Source organism: Chromobacterium sp. CCUG 30098, from assembly GCF_059916605.1.
The window spans coordinates 152,268-173,141 of sequence record NZ_JAUCGS010000007.1 but is presented as its reverse complement, the minus strand read 5'-3'; the positions used below and the strand labels follow the sequence as shown (position 1 = coordinate 173,141).

General features: G+C 65.1%; 20 protein-coding genes. 13 read left to right on the top strand and 7 right to left on the bottom strand.

Translation table 11 applies throughout. The annotated features are described in order from the left end of the window. Positions 1 to 314 precede the first annotated feature (314 nt). From QUG03_RS16660 to QUG03_RS16645, 4 genes are all read left to right on the top strand, one after another. A complete protein-coding gene (locus tag QUG03_RS16660) occupies positions 315 to 923 on the top strand; it encodes a CDP-alcohol phosphatidyltransferase family protein (protein WP_500820430.1) in 609 nt (202 codons plus the stop codon). Next, positions 916 to 1,863: a phosphatidate cytidylyltransferase gene (locus QUG03_RS16655; RefSeq protein ID WP_500820429.1), complete on the top strand. Its 948-nt coding sequence runs from the start codon at positions 916 to 918 to the stop codon at positions 1,861 to 1,863. Before QUG03_RS16660 ends, QUG03_RS16655 begins: the two co-directional genes overlap by 8 nt. 7 nt (positions 1,864 to 1,870) lie before the next feature. After that, positions 1,871 to 2,524, top strand: coding sequence for a lysophospholipid acyltransferase family protein (locus QUG03_RS16650; protein WP_500820428.1), 654 nt, complete (start codon positions 1,871 to 1,873; stop codon positions 2,522 to 2,524). Positions 2,525 to 2,681: 157 nt separating this feature from the next. Then, entirely contained in the window at positions 2,682 to 2,870 is a 189-nt protein-coding gene (locus QUG03_RS16645; RefSeq protein ID WP_107798457.1) for a hypothetical protein, read from the top strand. Positions 2,871 to 2,932: 62 nt separating this feature from the next. On the opposite strand, the gene phnE is transcribed toward QUG03_RS16645, so the two are convergent. From phnE to lgt, 4 genes are all read right to left on the bottom strand, one after another. Beyond that, positions 2,933 to 4,507 (bottom strand): phosphonate ABC transporter, permease protein PhnE, encoded by a 1,575-nt coding sequence (gene phnE / locus QUG03_RS16640; RefSeq protein WP_500820427.1) that lies wholly within the window; start codon positions 4,505 to 4,507, stop codon positions 2,933 to 2,935. Further along, positions 4,501 to 5,295, bottom strand: coding sequence for a phosphonate ABC transporter ATP-binding protein (locus tag QUG03_RS16635; RefSeq protein ID WP_500820426.1), 795 nt, complete (start codon positions 5,293 to 5,295; stop codon positions 4,501 to 4,503). Before QUG03_RS16635 ends, phnE begins: the two co-directional genes overlap by 7 nt. Then, complete coding sequence (locus tag QUG03_RS16630; protein ID WP_253314851.1) at positions 5,292 to 6,134, bottom strand: putative selenate ABC transporter substrate-binding protein; 843 nt, start codon at positions 6,132 to 6,134, stop codon at positions 5,292 to 5,294. Before QUG03_RS16630 ends, QUG03_RS16635 begins: the two co-directional genes overlap by 4 nt. 146 nt (positions 6,135 to 6,280) lie before the next feature. Beyond that, a complete protein-coding gene (lgt, locus tag QUG03_RS16625; protein WP_107798460.1) occupies positions 6,281 to 7,132 on the bottom strand; it encodes a prolipoprotein diacylglyceryl transferase in 852 nt (283 codons plus the stop codon). Positions 7,133 to 7,329: 197 nt separating this feature from the next. Here lgt and ilvD point away from each other — a divergent pair, with 197 nt between their 5' ends. Further along, entirely contained in the window at positions 7,330 to 9,186 is a 1,857-nt protein-coding gene (gene ilvD / locus QUG03_RS16620) for a dihydroxy-acid dehydratase (RefSeq protein WP_500820425.1), read from the top strand. 749 nt (positions 9,187 to 9,935) lie between these two features. Beyond that, positions 9,936 to 11,015 (top strand): hypothetical protein, encoded by a 1,080-nt coding sequence (locus QUG03_RS16615; protein ID WP_500820424.1) that lies wholly within the window; start codon positions 9,936 to 9,938, stop codon positions 11,013 to 11,015. Positions 11,016 to 11,088: 73 nt separating this feature from the next. Here the strand turns inward: QUG03_RS16615 and QUG03_RS16610 are convergent, their stop codons facing one another. Further along, on the bottom strand, positions 11,089 to 12,006 hold the full coding sequence (locus QUG03_RS16610) for a LysR family transcriptional regulator (RefSeq protein WP_500820423.1): 918 nt from the start codon (positions 12,004 to 12,006) through the stop codon (positions 11,089 to 11,091). Between the two features lie 192 nt (positions 12,007 to 12,198). Between QUG03_RS16610 and QUG03_RS16605 the strand changes: the two genes are divergently transcribed. Continuing rightward, the gene (locus tag QUG03_RS16605) at positions 12,199 to 12,900 is read left to right on the top strand and encodes a pirin family protein (RefSeq protein ID WP_500820422.1); all 702 of its coding nucleotides are present in this window, start codon (positions 12,199 to 12,201) and stop codon (positions 12,898 to 12,900) included. Positions 12,901 to 13,108: 208 nt separating this feature from the next. Here QUG03_RS16605 and QUG03_RS16600 read toward each other — a convergent pair whose 3' ends face one another. After that, positions 13,109 to 13,696, bottom strand: coding sequence for a hypothetical protein (locus QUG03_RS16600; RefSeq protein ID WP_500820421.1), 588 nt, complete (start codon positions 13,694 to 13,696; stop codon positions 13,109 to 13,111). A gap of 295 nt (positions 13,697 to 13,991) precedes the next feature. On the opposite strand from QUG03_RS16600, the gene glyA reads away from it, so the two are divergent. The 5 genes from glyA to QUG03_RS16575 all read left to right on the top strand — a co-directional run bounded on the left by glyA (position 13,992) and on the right by QUG03_RS16575 (position 18,424). Then, on the top strand, positions 13,992 to 15,239 hold the full coding sequence (gene glyA, locus QUG03_RS16595) for a serine hydroxymethyltransferase (RefSeq protein WP_081550486.1): 1,248 nt from the start codon (positions 13,992 to 13,994) through the stop codon (positions 15,237 to 15,239). Between the two features lie 127 nt (positions 15,240 to 15,366). After that, complete coding sequence (nrdR, locus tag QUG03_RS16590; RefSeq protein WP_019100637.1) at positions 15,367 to 15,825, top strand: transcriptional regulator NrdR; 459 nt, start codon at positions 15,367 to 15,369, stop codon at positions 15,823 to 15,825. Positions 15,826 to 15,884: 59 nt separating this feature from the next. After that, positions 15,885 to 16,424 carry a GNAT family N-acetyltransferase gene (locus QUG03_RS16585; protein WP_146176579.1) on the top strand — a complete coding sequence of 180 codons (540 nt, stop codon included), beginning with the start codon at positions 15,885 to 15,887 and terminating at the stop codon, positions 16,422 to 16,424. 3 nt (positions 16,425 to 16,427) lie between these two features. After that, on the top strand, positions 16,428 to 17,552 hold the full coding sequence (gene ribD / locus QUG03_RS16580) for a bifunctional diaminohydroxyphosphoribosylaminopyrimidine deaminase/5-amino-6-(5-phosphoribosylamino)uracil reductase RibD (RefSeq protein WP_500820420.1): 1,125 nt from the start codon (positions 16,428 to 16,430) through the stop codon (positions 17,550 to 17,552). 224 nt (positions 17,553 to 17,776) lie between these two features. Next, a complete protein-coding gene (locus QUG03_RS16575; RefSeq protein WP_107798468.1) occupies positions 17,777 to 18,424 on the top strand; it encodes a hypothetical protein in 648 nt (215 codons plus the stop codon). Positions 18,425 to 18,477: 53 nt separating this feature from the next. On the opposite strand, the gene QUG03_RS16570 is transcribed toward QUG03_RS16575, so the two are convergent. Continuing rightward, complete coding sequence (locus QUG03_RS16570; RefSeq protein ID WP_107798469.1) at positions 18,478 to 18,867, bottom strand: nuclear transport factor 2 family protein; 390 nt, start codon at positions 18,865 to 18,867, stop codon at positions 18,478 to 18,480. 291 nt (positions 18,868 to 19,158) lie between these two features. Between QUG03_RS16570 and QUG03_RS16565 the strand changes: the two genes are divergently transcribed. Next, positions 19,159 to 20,652, top strand: coding sequence for a carboxypeptidase M32 (locus tag QUG03_RS16565; RefSeq protein ID WP_500820419.1), 1,494 nt, complete (start codon positions 19,159 to 19,161; stop codon positions 20,650 to 20,652). Positions 20,653 to 20,874 lie beyond the last annotated feature (222 nt).

Sequence of the window (20,874 nt, the reverse complement as noted above, 5' to 3'; positions counted from 1 at the left end):
TGCTAAGGCATCTTGCAAATTCTTGGAAATTATTAAAAATTAGTCTTATATATTAATTTGTTTTGATTGTGTGATTTTCCTCATTGGAACAATGCTTTGTCCGCATTGAGGCCGCGGCGGCGGCGGGCCGGTATTTTTGTTCGAGGTAGGATTGCCAAACAATTTCCTTTGCCGCGCTTTTCTGCAATCGGCATAATCGCGTTTTCCGTGCGTTCCCCATTGGCGGACGCGTCGACGGATTTGCAACTTTTCTTGACGACTGTGATGACTGGCGCGAAAGCGCGTCGGGACGAAGCAGACAAGCCGAAGCCGAAATGCCCAGCATCTATCAACTCAAATCCCGTTTTCAGGACCTGCTGCGCCCCTTGCTGCGCGGTCTGGTTTCCCTTGGCGTCACCGCCAACCACGTCACGCTCGGCGCCATGCTGGCCTCCATCGCCTACGGCGGCTGGCTGGCCTGCCGGCCGGATCAGGCCTTGCCCTGGCTGCTGCTGCCCGTCTTCCTGTTCCTGCGCATGGCCTTGAACGCCATCGACGGCATGCTGGCGCGCGAGCACGGCCAGAAGTCGCGCTTGGGCGGCATTCTCAACGAGGTGGGCGACGTGGTGTCCGACGCGGCGCTCTATCTGCCCTTCGCCCTGCTGCTGGCCCAGCCTGCCTGGGCGGTGCTGGCGGTGGCGTTGGCGCTGCTGACCGAGTTCGTCGGCGTGCTGGGCCCTAGCCTTGGCGCGAGCCGGCGCTACGACGGGCCGATGGGCAAGAGCGACCGCGCCTTTGTTTACGGCGCCTACGCGCTGCTGCTGGGCCTGTGGCCGCAGGCGGCGGCCTGGGGCGGCTGGGTGTTTGGAGTGAGTGCCGCCTTGATGGCGCTGACCTGCGTCAACCGGGCGCGGGCCATTTTGAAAGAGGGCGAAGATGTTTAAACCGCTGTTGCCGCAAGCATTGATCTGGGCGCTGGGCGCCGTATTCGCGCTGCTGGTGATCGCCAGCGTCGCCATCCGCGTGCTGGAGAGCCGCTCGCCGCAGAAAAACTGGCTGGAATTGAAGCTGCGCATCCGCACTTGGTGGTGGATCGTTGCCTGCTTCTCGCTGACCTTGCTGGGCAATGTGCCGCTGGCGCTGGTGGTGTTCGCGCTGATCAGCTTCCTGGCGCTGAAGGAATACCTGACGCTGTGCGCCACCCGCACCGCCGATCACGTGGTGCTGTTCTGGGCCTATCTGAGCATCCCGCTGCAGTATTACTGGTTGGGCGTTCACTGGTACGGCATGTTCATCATTTTCATCCCGGTCTACATCTTCCTGTTCCTGCCGATGCGCATGGTGCTGATCGGCGAGACCCAGGGCTTTCTCAAGGCCGCCGCCTCGCTGCAATGGGGCTTGATGATTTGCGTGTTTTGCCTGAGCCATATGGCCGCGGTGCTGACCCTGCCCCAGCTGACCCATATCGGCGAACCGGCCCAGGGCGCGATGCTGCTGTTCTACCTGGTGGCGCTGACCCAGCTCAACGACGTGGCGCAATACCTGTGGGGCAAGGCCTTCGGCCGGCGCAAGGTGTCGCCCAAGGTGTCGCCCAACAAGACGCTGGAGGGTTTCCTCGGCGGCGCGCTGACCACCTGCCTGCTGGGCTGGTTGCTGGGGCCGCTGCTGACGCCGTTCTCGCCGCTGCACGCGGCGCTGGCCGGCCTGCTGATCGGGGTGATGGGCTTTATCGGCGACATCGTGATTTCCGCGGTGAAGCGCGACATCGGGGTCAAGGACTCCGGCCGCCTGTTGCCCGGCCACGGCGGGGTGCTGGACCGGCTGGATTCGCTGACCTATACCGCGCCGCTGTTCTTCCACTATGTCCATTACTTGTACTTCTGAGCCGATGATGAGCCGATTGCTGCGCATTCTGTTCGTACTGCTGCTGGCCCGGCCGGTGGTGCGTCTGTGGCTGGGGGTGACGGTGCGCCACCAGGAACGGCTGCCCTTGCGCGGCCCGGCCATCGTGGTGGCCAACCACAACAGCCACCTGGACATCCTGGCGCTATACAGCCTGTTTCCGCTGGGCCGCATCCCCGAGGTGCAGCCGGCGGCGGCGGCGGACTACTTCCTGAAAAACCGCCTGTTCGCCTGGTTCGCCACCCAGGTGGTGGGCATCATCCCGGTGGTGCGCGGGGGCGTGGCCAAGGGTCTGGACCCGCTGGAAGGCTGCCGCGAGGCGCTGCGCCAGGGCCGCATCCTGATCCTGTTTCCGGAAGGCTCGCGCGGCGAGCCCGAGGTGCTGTCCGAGATCAAGTCCGGCATCTGGTATCTGAGCCGGGATTTCCCCGAGGTGCCGGTGGTGCCGGTCTATCTGCACGGCCTGGGCCGGGCGATGGGGCGCGGTCAATGGCTGCCGGTGCCCTTCTTCGTCGACATCGCCATCGGTCGGCCGTTACAGTGGCTGGAAGAGAAAGCCGCTTTCCGCGACCGTATCCGCGAAGCCTTGTTGTACTTGAAGCAAAAAACGCTGCCCGCCGCACCGGCGGAGCAGGAGGGCTGAGACGCCGCCGTCCGCCCCTTGGCGGGCTTGGGGGAGACGCCCTATTGCGGCCGCCGGCCATGGCTGGCAATCTGAACGGGCGACGTTCGTGGACGTCGCCTGGCGAGGCAGGCTGGAACAATAAGAAGATTCGATGTGTGGGAAGAGGAGAAACGTGATGAGCAAGAAAGGATGGTATCTCGGCTCCTTGTGCATGGCCGCGGCCGCTTGCGCGGTGGCTTTGCTGGGCATGGCGTTGGCGGACGCCGGCTCGGCGGCGTGGCCGTTCGTCTTGGCCAAGGGGCTGGCTTTCGCCGCGCTGGCGATGTTTCTCTGCGGCCTGGCCGCGTGCAGGGAAGCTCGATAGACGTGGGATGAAGGCGCGAGACGACGGGGCGGCAGGCTTAGGCTTGCCGCCCCGTCCTCGTTTCAGCCCATGCGCCGGCGCAGCGCGCGGCTCAGCTGTTCCACGCCCCAGGACAGCGCCACCATCGCCAGGATGACGGCCGCGGCGGCTTGCTGTTGGAACAGCGACAGCGCCAGATACAGCTGCTGGCCCAGGCCGCCGGCGCCGACGATGCCGAGCACGGTGGCGATGCGGATATTGTTTTCCCAGCGGTACAGCGTATAGGCCAGCCATTGGCTGGCCACCATGGGCAGCGGCCCGTAGCAGAAGGCTGCGATGCGGCCCGCGCCGGCGTTGAGCAGCGCCTGTTCCGCTTGCGGCGGCGCGTTTTCCAGCGTTTCCGCGAACAGACGGCCCAGCACGCCGGCGGTGTGCATTGCCAGCGCCAGCACCCCGGCGGCCGGCCCCAGGCCTAACGCCAATACCGCCAGCGCCGCCCACAGCAGATCCGGAATGCCGCGCAGCATATTCAGCAACAGCCGCGTCGCGCGCTTGGCGGCTGCGCCCAGCCGGCCGGCGGCCGGCAGCGCCAGCGGCATGGCCAGCAAGGCGGCCAGCACCGTGCCCAGCGCCGACATCGCCAGGGTTTCCACCACGCCTTGCCCCAGTGGCCGCAAGTTTGGGGCGGAGAGGTCCGGAGGCAGGAATTCCATGGCGAAGCGCGGCAGGCCGCGCCAATCAAAGCCGTTGGCGCGCCAATCCGGCCACAGCCAGCACAGGCTGAACGCGGTCAGCGCGCCGCCGGCCAGCAATAGGCGGCGTCCGCCGCCGTCGCGCTCCAGCGCGCGCCGCGACCAGCGGCTGACGCCTTCGCTCAAGCCCACCAGCAGCAGGAATACCAGGAGCAGGGCGCCGACCTCGCCGCCGTTGAGCATTTTCAGGCTGCTGTCCAGCAATTGGCCGATGCCGCCGGCGCCGACGAAGCCCATCACCGCCGATGCGCGGATCGCGCATTCCCAGCGGTAAACGCTGTAGCTGATCAATTCCGGCAGGGCTTGAGGCCACAGCGCCCAGCACAGCCGTTGCCAGCGGCTGGCCCCGGCCGCCGCCAGCGCTTGGGCCGGCGCGCGCGGCTGGGATTCCAGGATCTCCGCGTAAACCTTGCCCAGCATGCCGCCGTAGGCCAGGCCCAAGGCCAGTACCGCCGGCAGACTGCCCAGGCCGGCGGCGCGGACGAAGAGCAGCGCCCAGACGATGTCCGGCACGCCGCGCAGCCACACCATCAGCCCGCGCAGCAGGCTTTGCGCGGCTAGGACGGCGCGGCGCGGCCGGACCGCGGTGAGCTGGTGATCGTCCAGCGCGCGGCTGGTGGCGAAGGCCAGCGGCGCGCCCAGCAGCATGGCCAGGCACAGGCCAGCGCTGGCCACCGCCAGCGTGGTGGCGGTTTCCTTGGCCACTTCTTTCAGAAAGCCGCCGTCGTGGGCCGGCGGCAGAAAGCCGGCGGCGAAACGCGCCAGGCTGAGCCAGGTGTCGCCGTTGAACAGCGTGCTCAGCGTGAACTGGGTCAGCGGCAGCGTCGGCAGCAGCAAGGCCAGGGTCAGCAGCAGCCAGCCCAGCCGCGCGCGGGCGGCCGGGTCGCGCGGCGCGGGTCTCAGCATTGCAAGCCTCTGAGCGCGGCGGGCGCGGCCGGCTCCACCGCGGTCTCGGGCATCTCGCCGGCGTAGAGCTCGGCCAGCAGGGGGGCGTCGACTTGTTCGCGCGGCAGATCGAAGGCGACGGCGCCGTCGCGCAGGCCGATGATGCGCGGGAAGTGCGCCAGCGCCAGCTGTACCGAGTGCAGGCTGGCCAGCAGGGTGGCGCGGCGGGCGCGGGCGTCCTCGCACAGCAGGCGTATGCTGTCGTCGGCCAGCCTGGGGTCCAGCGCCGACACCGGCTCGTCGGCCAGCATCAGGTCTGGCCGCTGGTACAGCGCGCGGGCGATGCCGACGCGCTGACGCTGTCCGCCGGACAGCTGATCGCAGCGCTGCCATAGTTTGTCGGCCAGACCCAGCCGTTCCAGCTCGGCGGCGACGCTGGCGGCGTCGTCCGGCCACAGCAGGCGGCGCAAGGCCGCCAGTTCGCCGCCCTGGCCCAGCCGGCCGGCGGCCACCGCGTGGATCACGCGCTGGCGCGGCGGCAGCGGCGGCGTCTGGTAGACGCTGCCGATGCGCGCGCGCAGCGCGCGCAAGGCGCGGCGCGGCAAGCGCCAGGGATCGGCGTCCAGCAGCCGGACCGCGCCGCAGTCCGGGCGCAGGCCGGTGTTGGCCAGCAAGAGCAGGGTGCTTTTGCCGGCGCCGGACGGGCCGATCAGGGCCGCCTGTTCGCCGGCGGCAAGTTGCAGATTGATGCCGCGCAGGATGACGGCGCCGTCCAGGCTCAGGCCGACACCGCGCAGCTCCAGGCTCATTTCAGCAGCCCGGCGGCCGCGGCGGCGGCTTCTATGCCCTTATAGTTGTCCGGCTTGGTGGGGATGAAGCGGCTGGCGCGTTGCAGATCCAGCACGGCTTTCTGATCCGGGTTCTTGGCGTCCAGCTTGAGGAAGGCCTGGCGGATCTTGTCCTGCAAGCCCTTGTCCATGCTGCCGCGCACCGTCCAGTTGTAGTCGTAGTAGGCCGGGGTGGTGGCGATCACGCGCACCTTGGCGGTATCCACCTTCTTGCTTTCCACCAGCTTCTGCCACACCGAGCTGTTCAACACGCCGGCCTCCACCTTGCCGGCGGCCACCCAGGCCACGGTGGCGTCGTGAGCGCCGGAATAGGCGACGTTCTTGAAGAAGCTTTCCGGCTTGAGGCCGTCCTTCTGCATGAAATAGCGCGGCATCAGGTGGCCGGAGGTGGAGGAGGCGGAACCGAAGGCGAAGCTGTCGCCCTTCAGCTCCTTCAGGCTCTTGGCCGGGCCGCTGGTGATGAAGGTGGAGGTGAACTTGCTGTCCTCCTCGCGCTGCACCAGCGGCACCACCTTGCCGCGCTGGCTGGCCTGCACATAGGTGAAGCCGCCCAGCCAGGCCATGTCCAGCTTGTCCGAGGTCAGCGCGGTGACCACGCCGGCGTAGTCCGACACCGGCACGAACTGCACCGGGATGCCCAGCTCTTTTTCCAGGTATTGGCCCAGCGGCGCGAACTTGCGCTGCAGCTCGGTGGGGGATTCGTCCGGGATGGCGGAGACCTTGAGCACGGTCGGGGCGGCGTTGGCCAGGGCGGCGGCGGCCAACAGCGCGCCGGCCAGCGTCAGTTTGATGGCGGTCATGGCAGTGTTTTCCTCTATTGCGGACGAAAAGCCGCAAGGGCTGGCGCCGGCGGGCCGGCGATTCAAAAAGGCCAGTCATTAAGACTGGCCTTGAAGCGGCGGACTAAAAACCGCCGCGTATAGCAAGCATTCTAGCCTAGCCCGGCTCAGGCCGCCTTGCGCTTGCCGAACAGGTAGAACAGCGCCAGGCCGATCACGATCATCGGCAGGCTCAGCCACTGGCCCATGCTGATCACGTCGGACTGGCCGAAGATGCCGGCGTCCGGGGTGCGGAAGTATTCACTGCCGAAGCGCGCCAGGCCGTAGCCCATCAGGAACAGCGCCGACACCTGGCCGCGCGCGCGGGTCTTGGCGCTGAAGCACCACAGCAGCGCGAACAGCGCCAGGCCTTCCAGCGCGAACTCGTACAGCTGCGACGGGTGGCGCGGCAGGCCGCCGTATTTCAGCAGGGTCACCATCAGGTCGGACGATTGCTGCGCCTGGATCAGATCGTCCATCTTGGCCTGCGGAAACAGCATCGCCCACGGCAGTTGGGGATCGGCCACCCGCCCCCACAGCTCGCCGTTGATGAAGTTGCCGATGCGGCCGGCGGCCAGGCCCAGCGGCACCAGCGGCGCGATGAAGTCGGTGACTTCCCAGAAGCTGCGGCCGTGCTTGCGCGCAAACAGCGCCACGCCGATCAGCACGCCGATGAAACCGCCGTGGAAGGACATGCCGCCTTTCCACACCATCAGAATCTCCAGCGGATGACTAAAATAATAGCCGGGCTGGTAGAACAGCACCTCGCCCAGGCGGCCGCCCAGCACCACGCCGACGGCGCCGTACATCAGCAGATCGTCCAGCAGCTTGGAGGTGAGGAAAGCGTGGCCGCGCTTGATGCGGTAGTTGCCCAGGATCAGGAAGCTGGCGAAGCCCAGCAAGTACATCAGGCCGTACCAATGAATGGCCAACGGGCCCAGCTGGATGGCCACGGGGTCGAACTGCGGATGAATGATCATTTGTCAGCCGTGTGCGTTTGCGGTAAAAGAATGTGGACGGATTATATGGGAAAGCGTTCCCACGCGTCGCGCGGCCCACCCGCCGCCCGACGCATTTTTGCCTTGAGCTCCCCGGCACCCGGAGCCAGGCGGCCCGGCCTTAAAGCAGGCCAGGCCCGGAGCGCCTTTCCCCTCATGTAGAAATTAAGGAATCAGCAATGCCCCAATACCGCTCCCGCACTTCCACCGCCGGCCGCAATATGGCGGGTGCCCGCGCCCTGTGGCGCGCCACCGGCATGAAGGACGACGACTTCGGCAAACCCATCATCGCCATCGCCAACAGCTTCACCCAGTTCGTGCCCGGGCACGTGCACCTGCACAATATGGGTCAACTGGTGGCGCGGGAAATCGAACGCGCCGGCGGCGTGGCCAAGGAATTCAACACCATCGCCATCGACGACGGCATCGCCATGGGCCACGGCGGCATGCTCTATAGCCTGCCCAGCCGGGACCTGATCGCGGACAGCGTGGAATACATGGTCAACGCCCACTGCGCGGACGCGCTGGTGTGCATCTCCAACTGCGACAAAATCACCCCCGGCATGTTGATGGCCGCGATGCGTCTGAACATCCCGGTGGTGTTCGTCTCCGGCGGCCCGATGGAAGCGGGCAAGGTGCAATGGGGCAACGACATCCGCAAGCTGGACCTGGTGGACGCGATGGTGGAAGCCGCCAACAGCGCGGTGTCCAACGAGGACGTCGAGCGCGTGGAGCGCTCCGCCTGTCCCACCTGCGGCTCCTGCTCCGGCATGTTCACCGCCAACTCCATGAACTGCCTGACCGAGGCCTTGGGCCTGTCCCTGCCCGGCAACGGCAGCCTGGTGGCCACGCACGCGGACCGCAAGGAATTGTTCCTGCGCGCCGGCCGCCTGATCGTGGATATCACCAAGCGCCATTACGAACAGGACGACGCCAGCTTGCTGCCGCGAGCCATCGCCTCCAAGGCCGCGTTCGAGAACGCGATGAGCCTGGACGTGGCCATGGGCGGCTCCACCAATACCGTGCTGCACCTGCTGGCGGCGGCGCAGGAAGCCGGCGTGGACTTCAAGATGGCGGACATCGACCGCATTTCGCGCTCGGTGCCGTGTCTGGCCAAGGTGGCGCCGGCCACCCAGAAATACCATATGGAAGACGTGCACCGCGCCGGCGGCGTGGTGGCTATCCTGGCCGAGCTGGACCGCGCCGGCCTGATCCGCCGCGAAGTACCCACCGTGCATAGCGCCACGCTGGGCGAAGCGCTGGAAGCCTGGGACATCTGCCGCCACGGCGAAGACAGCGAAGCGCGGCGCTTCTACCGCGCGGCGCCGGGCGGCGTGCCCACCACCATCGCCTTCTCGCAGTCCATGCGTTACCCGACGGTGGACGACGACCGCGCCGAGGGCTGCATCCGCGACCGCGAGCACGCTTATTCCCAGGACGGCGGCCTGGCCGTGCTGTCCGGCAATATCGCCGAGCGCGGCTGCATCGTCAAAACCGCCGGCGTCGACGACTCCATCCTCAAGTTCAACGGCCGCGCCCGCATCTTCGAAAGCCAGGACGCGGCGGTGGAGGCCATCCTGGCCGACCGCATCGTGGCCGGCGACGTGGTGGTGATCCGCTACGAAGGCCCCAAGGGCGGCCCCGGCATGCAGGAAATGCTCTATCCCACCAGCTATCTGAAATCCAAGGGCCTGGGCAAGGACTGCGCCTTGCTGACCGACGGCCGCTTCTCCGGCGGCACTTCCGGTCTGTCCATCGGTCATGTGTCGCCGGAAGCGGCCGAGGGCGGCGCCATCGGCCTGGTGGAAGAGGGCGACCGCATCGAGATCGACATCCCCGGCCGCTCCATTCGTCTGGCGATCAGCGATGAAACCCTGGCGGCGCGGCGCGCGGCGATGGAAGCCAAGGGCCGCGACGCCTGGAAACCGCTGGGCCGCGACCGCGTGGTCAGCCCGGCCTTGCGCGCCTACGCGGCGATGACCACCAGCGCCGACACCGGCGCGGTGCGCGACGTGACGCAAGTCGAACGCCGTTGATATTTGTCATATTTCCTTAACCGGTTTCTGGATAGGATTCGGGCCGTGCGGTTTTTTGCCGCGCGGCCCATTGTTTTTTGGGGCGCAGCAACCATCTGCTCCTCATTCGTCCGCCGCTGCTTTCCACTGGCGCGGCCCCGTCTCTCCCCAGCCTCCCGGTTTTCGGCGGCGTCTTAGTCTTGTTCATTTGTTTTCGAATCCAACAGTTCCTTCCCGCTTGCTTTCCTAGATTTTCACAAACGAAATCCGTTCTAATGCCATTAATCATATGCTTGGTCTGTTTAAATCTAAATGGCATTGTTTGAGACTAAGATTCGGCTGGGGCGGGGCAGGGGCGAGATGGGGGTGAAGAAGAAAACGGAGACGCTGATCGGCGCCGGCAGGCAAGTTCCCTAGCTACACGGATTTTAATAATTCTATTGATTTAACAGAAGCTTAGCGTTTGCTTAGCATGGGGCGTCGCCGGAAAAAGGCAAAAAAAATGCGCGGTACCGTTAGGTCCGCGCCAAGTCTACAAAGGAGAAATAGAGGAGAAACTATCAAGAAGCAATTGCTGCATCTCAACGAGAACGAATTATCCAGATTGCGGTATCGAGTGTCAACATGTTGTTTTTCGCAAATGTGTGAAATTATAATTTTCTGTCGCGCATCTGGTACATCGCGGCCGAGGCCGCCGCTGTCGCGGCGCACCATGGCTGTCACAGCTGTGCCAAAATAGCGGTTTTCCGATTGCCGCAGGATTCCCCTTCATGGACGCCGTACGCCACACCCTTCCCGATCCTCGCCAGTACCACCCGCAAGTGGCGCTGACCAATATGCTGATCCACAACGCCCAGTCGGCGTTGAACGCCAAGACCGAGTCCGATCGGGAAATGTGGTTCTCCGCGGTGCGCGACGCGATGGCCGAGATGCTGGCGCGCGGCGAACTGCTGTCCATCTCGGTGGCGCTGGCCATGGTGCCGTCTCAGCAATGCTATCAACTGGTGTGGGACGCGCTGCGCGACGCGGTGGAAAACACCGGCGGCGGCTGCGCCATCGTCTTCGCCATGCCGCTGGTGCTGGTGGCCGGCAGCAAGAACCAGACCACGCTGCCGGGCGAGATCGCAGATGTGGCCGGCCTGAACCAATTGCTGCGCGAGCACGGCGTGTTCGCCGCCGACGCCGACGTCGCCCTGGGCGGCGCGCTGCTGCACCCGGACAGCGTGGTGGGGCTGGACTCCGCCCAGCTCTATAAGCTGAACCGCGATCCGGCCCATGCGCGCGCGCTGCTGCCGCAACAGCCGGCGCCGGTCACGGTGAAGGAAGAGGGCGTGTTCCTGCGCTACCTACTGGGCGTCGCGATCCAGCCGGAAGGCGCCGAGCCGCCGCTGCGCCTGGGCGGCGCGGTGGGCGCTTGGGGCATGCCGCTGATGAAATTCCTGGGCGAGCAATTGAAGGCCGAGGGCGTGACGCTCTTCCCTATCGCCCGCCCGCCGATGCCGGCGATGCAGGCGATGGTGGCCGGCAACTACGCTCGCTTCGAGGTGGCGATGCAGGTATTCGCCAGCAGCCAGATCCGCAGACTGCGCGAACTGAACAAGGAGCCGGTGGCCATCCTGTCCGCCCACGACAACGGCGAACTGCACATCACCCTGTCCGCCGAAGGCGACGAGCGCAACTGGGAAGCCTTCGTCTGGCCGCTGGCGGCGCTGGACACTGTGCCGCTGATCGAGGAAAGCTTCCGCGAACTGATGGCGGAATGCCATGTGCGCGAAGTGCATGTGCTGGCCGAGCTGCATCCGGACAGCAAGGACGGCGTGCCGCTGTTCTTCACCGCCGACGATTTGTAAGCCTCGTCCCGCCTTGTTCGGTGATCACGCCCCGCCTCGAGCGGGGCTTTGTCATTGCGCTTATCGTTAGCCGCTAACGGCAATCCGCCCACGGCGCGACGGCCAGCCGCGCCGCCAGGTAGTCGATCAAGGCCTGCACCCGCGCCGGCCGGCTGCGGCCCGGCGGCGTCAGGATGTAGAGCGCGATCGGGTCCACCTGCCAATCCATCATCACGGTTTCCAGCTCGCCGGCCTGCAAGTCCCGCCAGGCCAGAAACTCTGGCTGCAAGGCCAGGCCCAGGCCGGCGCGCAGCGCCGGCGTCAGCGCCTCGGCGTTGTTGACCCGCAGCGTCGAAGGCATTTCCAGCGCGAATTCGCCTTGCTCCGCGTGGCGAAAGCGCCAGAACTCACCGCCGGGCGCGTTGCTGTACAGCAGCGCGCGATGCGCGGACAGCTCGCGGGGATGGCTGGGCCGGCCGTGGCGCGCAAAATACGCTGGCGAGCCCACCAGCAAGATGCGCACTGAGCACAGGCGACGCGCCAGCAGGCTGGAGTCGGCCAGCGAGGCGATGCGCAGCGCCAGGTCCAGGCGCTTGGTCATCAGATCCACTTGTTCGTCGCTGAAATGGAAATCCAGCTCCACTTCCGGATGCCGCGCCATGAACTCTGGCAGCAGCGGCGCCAGGTGGGACAGCCCGAAGGACATCGGCGCGGTCACCCGCACCGGCCCGCGCAAGCTGGTGGATTGCTCGGCGATGTCCGCCTCCACCGCCTCGCCTTCCGCCAGGATGCGGCTGGCCCGCTCCAGCGCGGCGTGGCCGGCCTCGGTCAAGGACAGCCGCCGCGAGCTACGGTGCAACAGCATGGTTTTCATCCGGGCTTCCAGGCGGGAAATCGCCTTGGACACCGTGGCCTGGGACAGCGTCAGCTCCGCGGCGGCGCGGGCGAAGGAGCCGCATTCCGCCACCTTGGCGAAAATCGCCCAGGCTTCCAGATCGGGCAGTCGTTTCATAAGTAGGCAGGAGTTGGATAGATTGATTCCAATTTTAGCGTTCAAAAATCAGTATGGCGCATTGATTGCATCAAAAATGGAAAGAATGCTATTCGATCCCTCGGCTTATCAGCCCCTGGCCCGCTGCGTATAGTGGCTGCATCGGACGCGTCGCCGCGCAGGCGGCGCCTCGCCACAATATCGGAGGACCATATGATCGAGCATCGTCCCTTCGCCGCCTTGGGCGGCGCCCATCATGGCTGGCTGGACGCCAAGCACCATTTCTCCTTTGCCGAATACCACGACCCGGCGCGCATGCACTGGGGCGCGCTGCGGGTCTGGAACGACGACGTCATCGCGCCGGGCGCCGGCTTCCCGCCGCATCCGCACGCGGACATGGAAATCGTCACCTATGTCCGCGAAGGCGCGATCAGCCACCGCGACAATCTGGGCAACCAGGGCCGCACCGAGGCCGGCGACGTGCAAGTAATGAGCGCCGGCCGCGGCATCGTGCATTCCGAATACAATCTGGAAGCCGTCGACACCCACATCTTCCAGATCTGGATCATGCCGGAGCGGCGCGGCGGGGACCCGTCCTGGGGCAGCAAGCCCTTTCCCAAGGCGGACCGCTCTGGCGCCTTCGTCGCGCTGGCCAGCGGCATGGACGGCGACGATCAGGCCTTGCCCATCCGCGCCGACGCCCGCGTGTTGGGCGCCACCCTCAAAGCCGGCGAAAGAGCGGACTATCCGCTGGGCGCGGAGCGCCGCGGCTACCTGGTGTTGGCCCGCGGCCGGGCGGAAGTCAACGGCGTGGCGCTGCAAGCCCGCGACGGCGCAGCGATTAAGGATGAAGCGCTGTTGCGCATCGTCGCCAGCGAAGACGCCGAGCTGATTCTGGTGGATAGCCGAGAGTGAGGGAATGAAAGACAAAGCGCCGGGTGTCCGGCGCTTTTTTCAAACCACGCGCAGTTTGCGCGTTGGCGGTTTCTTCGATGATGGTGGGTTGGATTCCACCTTGACTACAGTTCCTTTGGAACAAGCCTCACCGAGATCATGGCTTAGCTTAGCCAAGCTGTGGGCGGTGCTCTGGGACACATAGACCCGCTTCTTGGCATTGGGTGATTTAACGCTGTTTTTCATAGCCGATATACCCCGTATCCTCAAGCCCCGCGTTGTGGATGGCGCTAAAACCCAGTTCTTGTATGAGCAGGTGATTACAGTGACAAACTCTATCATAGAACCTGCCAAGCCCCGGAGCCGGCTTGTAAAAGTACTGCCTTGTTTCAGATACAAGCCGACTATGGTAGACAACAATTTCAAGTAAATGTTGCCCAAAACTGAAAATTTGGCGGGGGTTGTCCAGGCGCCATGAGGCCGGCTCGTAGATATGGTCGCGGCTGATAGCGTCGGCTCGCATGAACTTTACCAACCGGCTTGTGCGTATATCGGGTTCAAAGTCATGCGCCCAAGTCCGGATAAAGTCACGTACCTCCTGCTCATCGTCTCCAGGCACTTCTCCCGCCAGGCTGGCAAAATACATTAGGTAGCGGTAGGCGCTAAAAACAAATGGCACGACTTCGAAGAAGCCATCGGCATGATGGGCTAAGGGGACACGGTAGATATTCCCCACCCACGCGGAGCGCTGATCCGGCGTGGGCGCACCTGCGAACCACTCCGTGGGCATGGCTTGGTTTTGCTCCAGCCAAAACATTCATCTTTCTCCACTGAGACGAACCATTGGAAGAGGGCGCTTGCCACAAGAGTGAGATGCAAGCAAGGTCGTAGCCCTTGCAAAGCGATCCATGGGCGCTTGGCATTGTTGCTTTATCCAATGCTGGGCTGCAAATCGCTGTGGCTTTGTCCCTTTATCGGTGGGGTGTGGGGGCGATGGAAGTGGCGCGCAGGGGCTTGTCGTTGCCTCTCGCAATTGCTTCACGTTAAGGATTTCGCTCCGGCATTTCGTGTAGAATGCCCGCATCGTTAACCCTTTGATGGATGAGTCAAAGATGTTCGCTGCTGACCAGACGATTGCCAAATTCGACCCCGAACTCGCCGCCGCCATTGCGGCCGAGTGTCAACGCCAGGAAGATCACATCGAGTTGATCGCCTCGGAAAACTACACCAGCCCCGCGGTGATGGAAGCCCAGGGCTCCCAACTGACCAATAAGTACGCCGAAGGCTACCCGGGCAAGCGCTTCTACGGCGGTTGCGAACACGTGGACGTGGTGGAACAGCTCGCCATCGACCGCGTCAAGCAGCTGTTCGGCGCGGAATACGCCAACGTGCAGCCGCACTCCGGCAGCCAGGCCAACCAGGCGGTGTACTTCTCCATCCTGAAGCCGGGCGACACCGTGATGGGCATGAACCTGGGCCACGGCGGCCACCTGACCCACGGCTCCCCGGCCAACCTGTCCGGCAAGATGTTCAACATCGTCGCCTACGGTCTGAACGACAAGGAAGAAATCGACTACGACGACATGGAACGCGTAGCGATGGAAACCAAGCCCAAGCTGATCATCGGCGGCGCTTCCGCTTACGCGCTGCGTTTCGACTTCGAGCGCATGGGTCAGATCGCCAAGAAATGCGGCGCTTACTTCATGGTGGACATGGCGCATTACGCCGGTCTGATCGCCGCCGGCGTTTACCCGAACCCGGTGCCGTTCGCCGACTTCGTGACCTCGACCACCCACAAGACCCTGCGCGGTCCGCGCGGCGGCATCATCCTGGCCAAGGCCGAGTTCGAGAAGAGCATCAACAGCAATGTGTTCCCGACCCTGCAAGGCGGCCCGCTGGAGCACGTGATCGCCGCCAAGGCCGTGGCCTTCAAGGAAGCGCTGCTGCCCGAGTTCAAGGTGTATCAGGAACAAGTGCTGAAGAACGCCGCCATCATGGCCAAGACCCTGGGCGAGCGCGGCGTGCGCATCGTATCCGGCCGCACCGAGAGCCATGTGTTCCTGGTGGACCTGCGCGCCAAGGGCCTGACCGGCAAGGCGGCCGACGCGCTGCTGGGCCGCGCCCACATCACCGTGAACAAGAACGCGATTCCGAACGACCCGGAAACCCCGTTCGTGACCTCCGGCATCCGCATCGGCTCCCCGGCCATCACCACCCGCGGCTTCAAGGAAGCCGAAGCCATCCAGGTGGCCAATCTGGTGGCGGACGTGCTGGACAACCCGAACGACGACGCGCTGATCGCCCGCGTGGCCGAGCAAGCCACCGCGCTGTGCCATCGTTTCCCGGTGTACTCCAAATAAGCCAAGCTGGTCTCGGCCGCTGAAAGACGCCCCCAGGGGCGTCTTTTTCATGGGCGGGCGATAGCGGCATTAACTTGACTGCGCATTGCTGATAACATCCCTACATTGGAACCCTTAGGATTAAGTCATGAAATGCGCGTTCTGCGGCAATGCCGATACTCAGGTAATCGACTCCCGCGTCAGTGAGGACGGCAGCAGCATCCGGCGGCGGCGGCGCTGCCCGGTGTGCGAGAAGCGTTTCACGACCTTTGAAACCGCCGACGTGCGTATGCCGCAGGTGGTGAAAACCGCCGGCCACCGTTCGGAATTCGACATCGAGAAAGTGCGAACCAGCTTCCTGCGCGCGCTGCACAAGCGCCCAGTGCCCACCGCCTTGGTGGACGAGGCGATAGACCGCATCTGTCACAAGCTGCTGCAATTGGGCGAGCGCGAAGTCTCCAGCCGCGAGATCGGCGAAATGGTGATGAACGAACTGGCGCGCCTGGACAAAGTGGCTTATGTGCGTTTCGCCTCGGTGTACCGCAGTTTTCAGGATGTGTCCGAGTTTTCCGACGCCATCAAGGAAATCCAGAAGTCTTCGCATTGACCGACCGGCGGGCGGCTGGAGTAGACTGCTCTATTCTTCCGTCATCGCAGGTGCCCTCCATGGTAGAACCCCTGCCTTCCAATGTTTCGCTGCGCGCGCCGGAGCTGTCCGACGCGCCGGCGCTGTTCGCGCTGATCAACGCCAACCGCGACGCGTTGCGGCCGTGGATGCCGTGGGAGCCCCTGACCCGCTCCGAGGCGGACTCCCGCGCTTTTCTGGAATCCGCCGCCGTCGGCCGTCAGATCGGCAAGGCCTATACTTGGCTGGTATTGCGCGACGGCGCGCTGGCTGGCGTTTGCGATCTGCACGCCATCGACGATTTGAACCGCCACGCCTTCGTCGGCTATTGGCTGGACCGCCGCCAGGTGGGGCAGGGCGTGATGCAGGCGGCGCTGCGCCTGTTGCTGGCCGAAGCCTTCGGCCCCTTGGGTCTGCACCGGGTGGCGATAGACGCGGCGGCGGACAATCATCGCAGTTGCGCGGTGGCGGAGCGGCTGGGCTTCCGCTACGAAGGCGTGCTGCGCGAGTACTTGTTGTTGCAGGGCCGCTATTGCGACGCCAGGCAGTACAGCCTGCTGGCTCAAGAATGGAAGCAATGAATCATGAATTATTCCGCCGATGACCATCGTCACATGCAGCGCGCGTTGCGGCTGGCCGCCGCGGCCACCCGCCGCGCCGCGCCCAACCCGGGCGTGGGCTGCGTGCTGGTGCGCGACGGCGCGGTGATCGGCGAGGGCGCCACCCTGGAAGTGGGCGGCGATCATGCGGAAATCCAGGCGATCAAGGACTGCCTGGCGCGCGGCCTGTCCCCGCGCGGCGCCACCGCCTACGTCACGCTGGAGCCGTGCAGCCACCACGGCCGCACCCCGCCGTGCGCGCGGCGTCTGATCGACGAGGGCGTGGCCCGGGTGGCCGCGGCGATGGTGGACCCCTACCATGAAGTGGCCGGCCGCGGCCTGGCCATGCTGCGCGCCGCCGGCATCGCCGCCGACGCCGGGCTGATGGAAGCCGAGGCGCGGCAAGTGCATCGCGGTTTTCTGTCGCGCGTCGAGCGCGGCCGCCCCTGGGTCATGCTCAAGGCCGCCGCCACGCTGGACGGCAAGACCGCCTTGCTCAACGGCCGCAGCCAATGGATCACCGGCCCGGAGGCGCGGCGGGATGTGCATCGCCTGCGCGCCGAGCATTGCGCGGTGCTCACCGGCAGCGGCACCGTGCTGGCCGACGATCCGCAACTGACGGTGCGGGAAGTCCCCTGCGAGCGCCAGCCGCTGCGGGTGGTGCTGGACAGCGATCTGCGCACGCGGCCGGAACAGCGCATCTATCAGGACGGCGCTACCTTGCTGGCCACCTGCGATCACGAGGCTGCGCGTTTGGAGCCCTACCGCGCCGGCGCGGAGCTTCTGAGCTTGCCGCGGCTGGCCGACGGCCATGCCGATCTACCGGCTTTGCTGGCGGCCTTGGCGCAACGCGGCGTCAATATGCTGATGGTGGAAGCCGGAGCCGGCCTCAACGGCGCGCTGCTGCGCGCCGGGCTGGTGGACGAGATCGTGCTCTACCTGGCGCCGTCGCTGGCTGGCGATGCCGCGCGCGGTCTGTTCGCCTGGCCGCCGCTGGAAGACCTGGCCGACAAGCAGCGGTTGAGCATACGCGACGCGCGCATGGTGGGTGCGGATTTGCGCCTGAGCCTGACGCCGGTCTTGGCGGCTGCTCAAGGTCCCGCGAACTAGGGCGAGACAAGGCGAGGATGGCCTCCGCGCTTGGGAAAATGACCACGTCGCCGCGAATCCCGTCTGGAGTCTGCAACATTTCTGTCCGAAAATAAGAGCAGTTCGCCCGCTGTGCGCATGACGTGTGACGGTGGGCGCGAACGCACGCTCAGGACGGGCCGCCAAGAACGGCTCGCTTTCGCATTCGGGGCAGTCGCGGCATCCGGGAGGGCTGGGGAAAGGGCATGAGCGATTTGAAGGCGGCGCTGGAAGCTTATATGCGATTGTTGGCGCGTCAGGGTGCGCCGGCTCAGGTGATCGACGAAAGGCGTCGCATTCTGGAACTGCTGTTGCCCTGGCTGGACGGCGTCGAGCGCAACGCGGAAGGCTTCCGCGGTCCTTGTGAACGCCTGCTGCAGGCCTGCTCGCCGGACGAGCAGGTGCTGGCGCTGACCTGTACCCGCGAGTTCTATTACTTCTGGCTGGGCGATACCAAGAAAGTGGTGGAGATCACCGCGCGCAGCGGTTTTTCGGTGCGCAATGTGCGGGTGTGGCTGGAGACGGATTGGGAAGGGCTGCTGACGCGGATGGAGCGCGACGGCTTCTCCCGCTTCCCGCCGTCGCTGGGCCTCTACCTGGGCAAGCTGTTCGAGGACGGCATGTCCGAGCCGGACATCCATCTGCGCGAGCGCCTGCTCAAATCCCTGCTCTATCTATTGGACGGCCAGCCCATCCAGGGCGACAGCTTCCGCATGATGGTGGACGCGGTGTTATTGCATCTGCGCGAGGCGGAGCTGAAAAACACCTTTTTGCTGCTGGTGCGCGAGTACTTCTATTACTGGCACCAATTCCCGCAAGCCCAGGCGCGCAACGCCGGCCAGCCGGCGGCTTGAGGCGGACTGACGGGCCCGCTATTTCATCCCCCAACGCTTCCGTTCCCGCGGCCTCAAGCCGGCTGCGCGGCTTCCAGCCTGGCCCGGCCCGGCAAGCCCGCGCGCCAGGCCGGCGGCGCTTCGGCGCTGGCCCAGTATTCCTCGATCTGGCTGATCAGCCCGTGTTCCAGCGTGAACAGGGAATTGGCGAAGAAGCGCGCCTCGCCGTGGTCCACCTGCGCCACCACGTGCCAGCGGCCGTCGGCCAGTAGATTGTCCTGCAGCAGGCGTATGCTCCAGCCCTCCGGATAAACGCGGTTGACGTGGACGATGGCGTCCGCGCCGCGGAAGCACTCGCCGCTGCAGTGCCACAGCATCACGGCGTCGTCGCGCAGCAGGCGGCGCGCGCGTTCCCAGTCGCGGTCCTGGTAGGCGAGAAAGAGTTGGGCGGCGATGGATGGCATGATTTTACCTCATGCTAGTCATGGGGTTTTGATAATGTACAAAATCAAAACTCTTGTCAATACGCGGCTTTGGCGGGTTTTTGGGCGGAAGTTGTCAGATCAAATAGTCTGATGGCATCATGCTTTGGCAAGTGGAGCGTGTTTACGATCTCGCGAGCTGGGGCGAGACCAGGCGTTGTGGCTGAGAAAGCGGAAGGAGTAGCGCTAGATGAGCATTCTGCAGCGGTTCTCAACACCGTACCGCCGACGCGCAGCAGATCGTAAATCGGTTCTTTATAGAGAGGAGACAAGATGACGCACACATCCGCCTACCAGGCTTTAACCCACACTTTCGCCCGCCTGCACCGCTTTAACCACCTCGGCGCCATCGCCGGCTGGGATCAGGCGGCGATGATGCCGAGCAAGGGCAACGACGCCCGCGCCGCCGCGCTGGCGGAGCTGGGGGTGCTGACCCACGGCATCATCACCGCGCCGCAGCTGAAGGAGCAGCTGGACGCGGCGGAGCAGGAAAACCTGGACGAGCTGCAACGCGCCAATCTGCGCGAGATGCGCCGCGAATGGGCGCAGGCCAATCTGCTGCCGGCGGAGCTGGTGGAGGCCAAGACCCTGGCCGGCGCGCGCTGCGAGCACGCCTGGCGCAGCCAGCGCCCGGCCAATGACTGGAAGGGCTTTCTGGAAAACCTGCGCGAGGTGGTCAAGCTGTCGCGCGAAGAGGGCCGCTTGCTGGCCGAGACCAGCGGCGGCGGCCGTTACGACGCGCTGATGGACAAGTACGAGCCGGGGATGAAGAGCGCGGAGATCGAGCGCATTTTCACCGAGGTGAAGTCCTGGCTGCCGGGCCTGATCGAACGCGCGCGCGCCAAGCAGGCGTCGGAAACGGTGATCGAGCCGGTGGGGCCGTTCGCGGTGGCGCAGCAGCGCGCCTTGGGCGTGGAGGCGATGAAGCTGCTGCGCTTCGACTTCGACGGCGGCCGGCTGGATGTCAGCAGCCATCCCTTCTGCGGCGGGGTGCCGGAAGACGTGCGCATCACCACCCGCTACCGCGACGATGATTTCGTCCAGAGCCTGATGGGCATTGTTCACGAAACCGGCCACGCTCGTTACGAGCAGAACCTGCCCAAGGACTGGCTGGAGCAGCCGCTGGGCCGCGCGCGTTCCATGGGCATTCATGAGAGCCAGAGTCTGTCCTTCGAGATGCAGCTGGGCCGCAGCCCGGCCTTCCTGCAGTTGATCGCGCCGCTGATCCGCAGCCATTTCGGCGAGCAGCCGGCGTTTGCGCTGGAAAATCTGCAAGGCCTGTACAGCCGGGTGCAGCCGGGTTACATCCGCGTGGACGCCGACGAGCTGTGTTATCCGGCGCATGTGATTCTGCGTTTCGAGATCGAGCGCGCGCTGATGGACGGCGAGATCGAGGCCGAGGACATCCCGGCGCTGTGGGACGAGAAGATGATGGCCTATCTGGGCGTGGACACCCGCGGCAATTACCGTAACGGCTGCATGCAGGACATCCACTGGACCGACGGCGGCTTCGGCTATTTCCCCAGCTACACGCTGGGCGCGATGTATGCGGCGCAGTATTTCGCCAGCCTGCGCCGCGCCGAGCCGGAGCTGGACGCGCAGGTGGCGGCCGGCAATCTGGAGCCCATCTTCAACTGGCTGAACACCCATATCTGGAGCCAGGGCAGCCGCTGGAGCACGGACGAACTGGTGCGGCGCGCCACCGGCGAGACGCTGAACCCGGCGCATTTCAAGGCGCACCTGGAGCGGCGTTATCTAGGCGTTTGAGTTTGTGGAAGGCAGATGAAAAGCGCGGCTTGGCCGCGCTTTTTTTTGATCCGCTAATCAAACCCCTGATCCTGCGTTGCGCCTCCTTGTCGTACCACTTGTACTGCCTGCGTCGGCGCGCCTTGGCTCAGGTTCTCTGCGAGGTTTTCTTAGAACGTGTTTACGATCTCGCGAGCTAAGGCGAGACAAGGCGAAAACGGCTGAGAAAGCGGAATGTACTCG

What these genes read in the sequence shown, in the direction of transcription:
- lgt (WP_107798460.1), bottom strand. Translation starts at nt 7,132, where the DNA reads ATGATCATTCATCCGCAGTTCGACCCCGTGGCCATCCAGCTGGGCCCG.
- QUG03_RS16575 (WP_107798468.1), top strand. Translation starts at nt 17,777, where the DNA reads ATGAGCGATTTGAAGGCGGCGCTGGAAGCTTATATGCGATTGTTGGCG.
- nrdR (WP_019100637.1), top strand. Translation starts at nt 15,367, where the DNA reads ATGAAATGCGCGTTCTGCGGCAATGCCGATACTCAGGTAATCGACTCC.
- QUG03_RS16600 (WP_500820421.1), bottom strand. Translation starts at nt 13,696, where the DNA reads ATGTTTTGGCTGGAGCAAAACCAAGCCATGCCCACGGAGTGGTTCGCA.
- QUG03_RS16650 (WP_500820428.1), top strand. Translation starts at nt 1,871, where the DNA reads ATGAGCCGATTGCTGCGCATTCTGTTCGTACTGCTGCTGGCCCGGCCG.
- QUG03_RS16635 (WP_500820426.1), bottom strand. Translation starts at nt 5,295, where the DNA reads ATGAGCCTGGAGCTGCGCGGTGTCGGCCTGAGCCTGGACGGCGCCGTC.
- QUG03_RS16610 (WP_500820423.1), bottom strand. Translation starts at nt 12,006, where the DNA reads ATGAAACGACTGCCCGATCTGGAAGCCTGGGCGATTTTCGCCAAGGTG.
- QUG03_RS16630 (WP_253314851.1), bottom strand. Translation starts at nt 6,134, where the DNA reads ATGACCGCCATCAAACTGACGCTGGCCGGCGCGCTGTTGGCCGCCGCC.
- QUG03_RS16655 (WP_500820429.1), top strand. Translation starts at nt 916, where the DNA reads ATGTTTAAACCGCTGTTGCCGCAAGCATTGATCTGGGCGCTGGGCGCC.
- ilvD (WP_500820425.1), top strand. Translation starts at nt 7,330, where the DNA reads ATGCCCCAATACCGCTCCCGCACTTCCACCGCCGGCCGCAATATGGCG.
- QUG03_RS16605 (WP_500820422.1), top strand. Translation starts at nt 12,199, where the DNA reads ATGATCGAGCATCGTCCCTTCGCCGCCTTGGGCGGCGCCCATCATGGC.
- QUG03_RS16645 (WP_107798457.1), top strand. Translation starts at nt 2,682, where the DNA reads ATGAGCAAGAAAGGATGGTATCTCGGCTCCTTGTGCATGGCCGCGGCC.
- QUG03_RS16615 (WP_500820424.1), top strand. Translation starts at nt 9,936, where the DNA reads ATGGACGCCGTACGCCACACCCTTCCCGATCCTCGCCAGTACCACCCG.
- glyA (WP_081550486.1), top strand. Translation starts at nt 13,992, where the DNA reads ATGTTCGCTGCTGACCAGACGATTGCCAAATTCGACCCCGAACTCGCC.
- ribD (WP_500820420.1), top strand. Translation starts at nt 16,428, where the DNA reads ATGAATTATTCCGCCGATGACCATCGTCACATGCAGCGCGCGTTGCGG.
- QUG03_RS16585 (WP_146176579.1), top strand. Translation starts at nt 15,885, where the DNA reads ATGGTAGAACCCCTGCCTTCCAATGTTTCGCTGCGCGCGCCGGAGCTG.
- QUG03_RS16565 (WP_500820419.1), top strand. Translation starts at nt 19,159, where the DNA reads ATGACGCACACATCCGCCTACCAGGCTTTAACCCACACTTTCGCCCGC.
- QUG03_RS16660 (WP_500820430.1), top strand. Translation starts at nt 315, where the DNA reads ATGCCCAGCATCTATCAACTCAAATCCCGTTTTCAGGACCTGCTGCGC.
- phnE (WP_500820427.1), bottom strand. Translation starts at nt 4,507, where the DNA reads ATGCTGAGACCCGCGCCGCGCGACCCGGCCGCCCGCGCGCGGCTGGGC.
- QUG03_RS16570 (WP_107798469.1), bottom strand. Translation starts at nt 18,867, where the DNA reads ATGCCATCCATCGCCGCCCAACTCTTTCTCGCCTACCAGGACCGCGAC.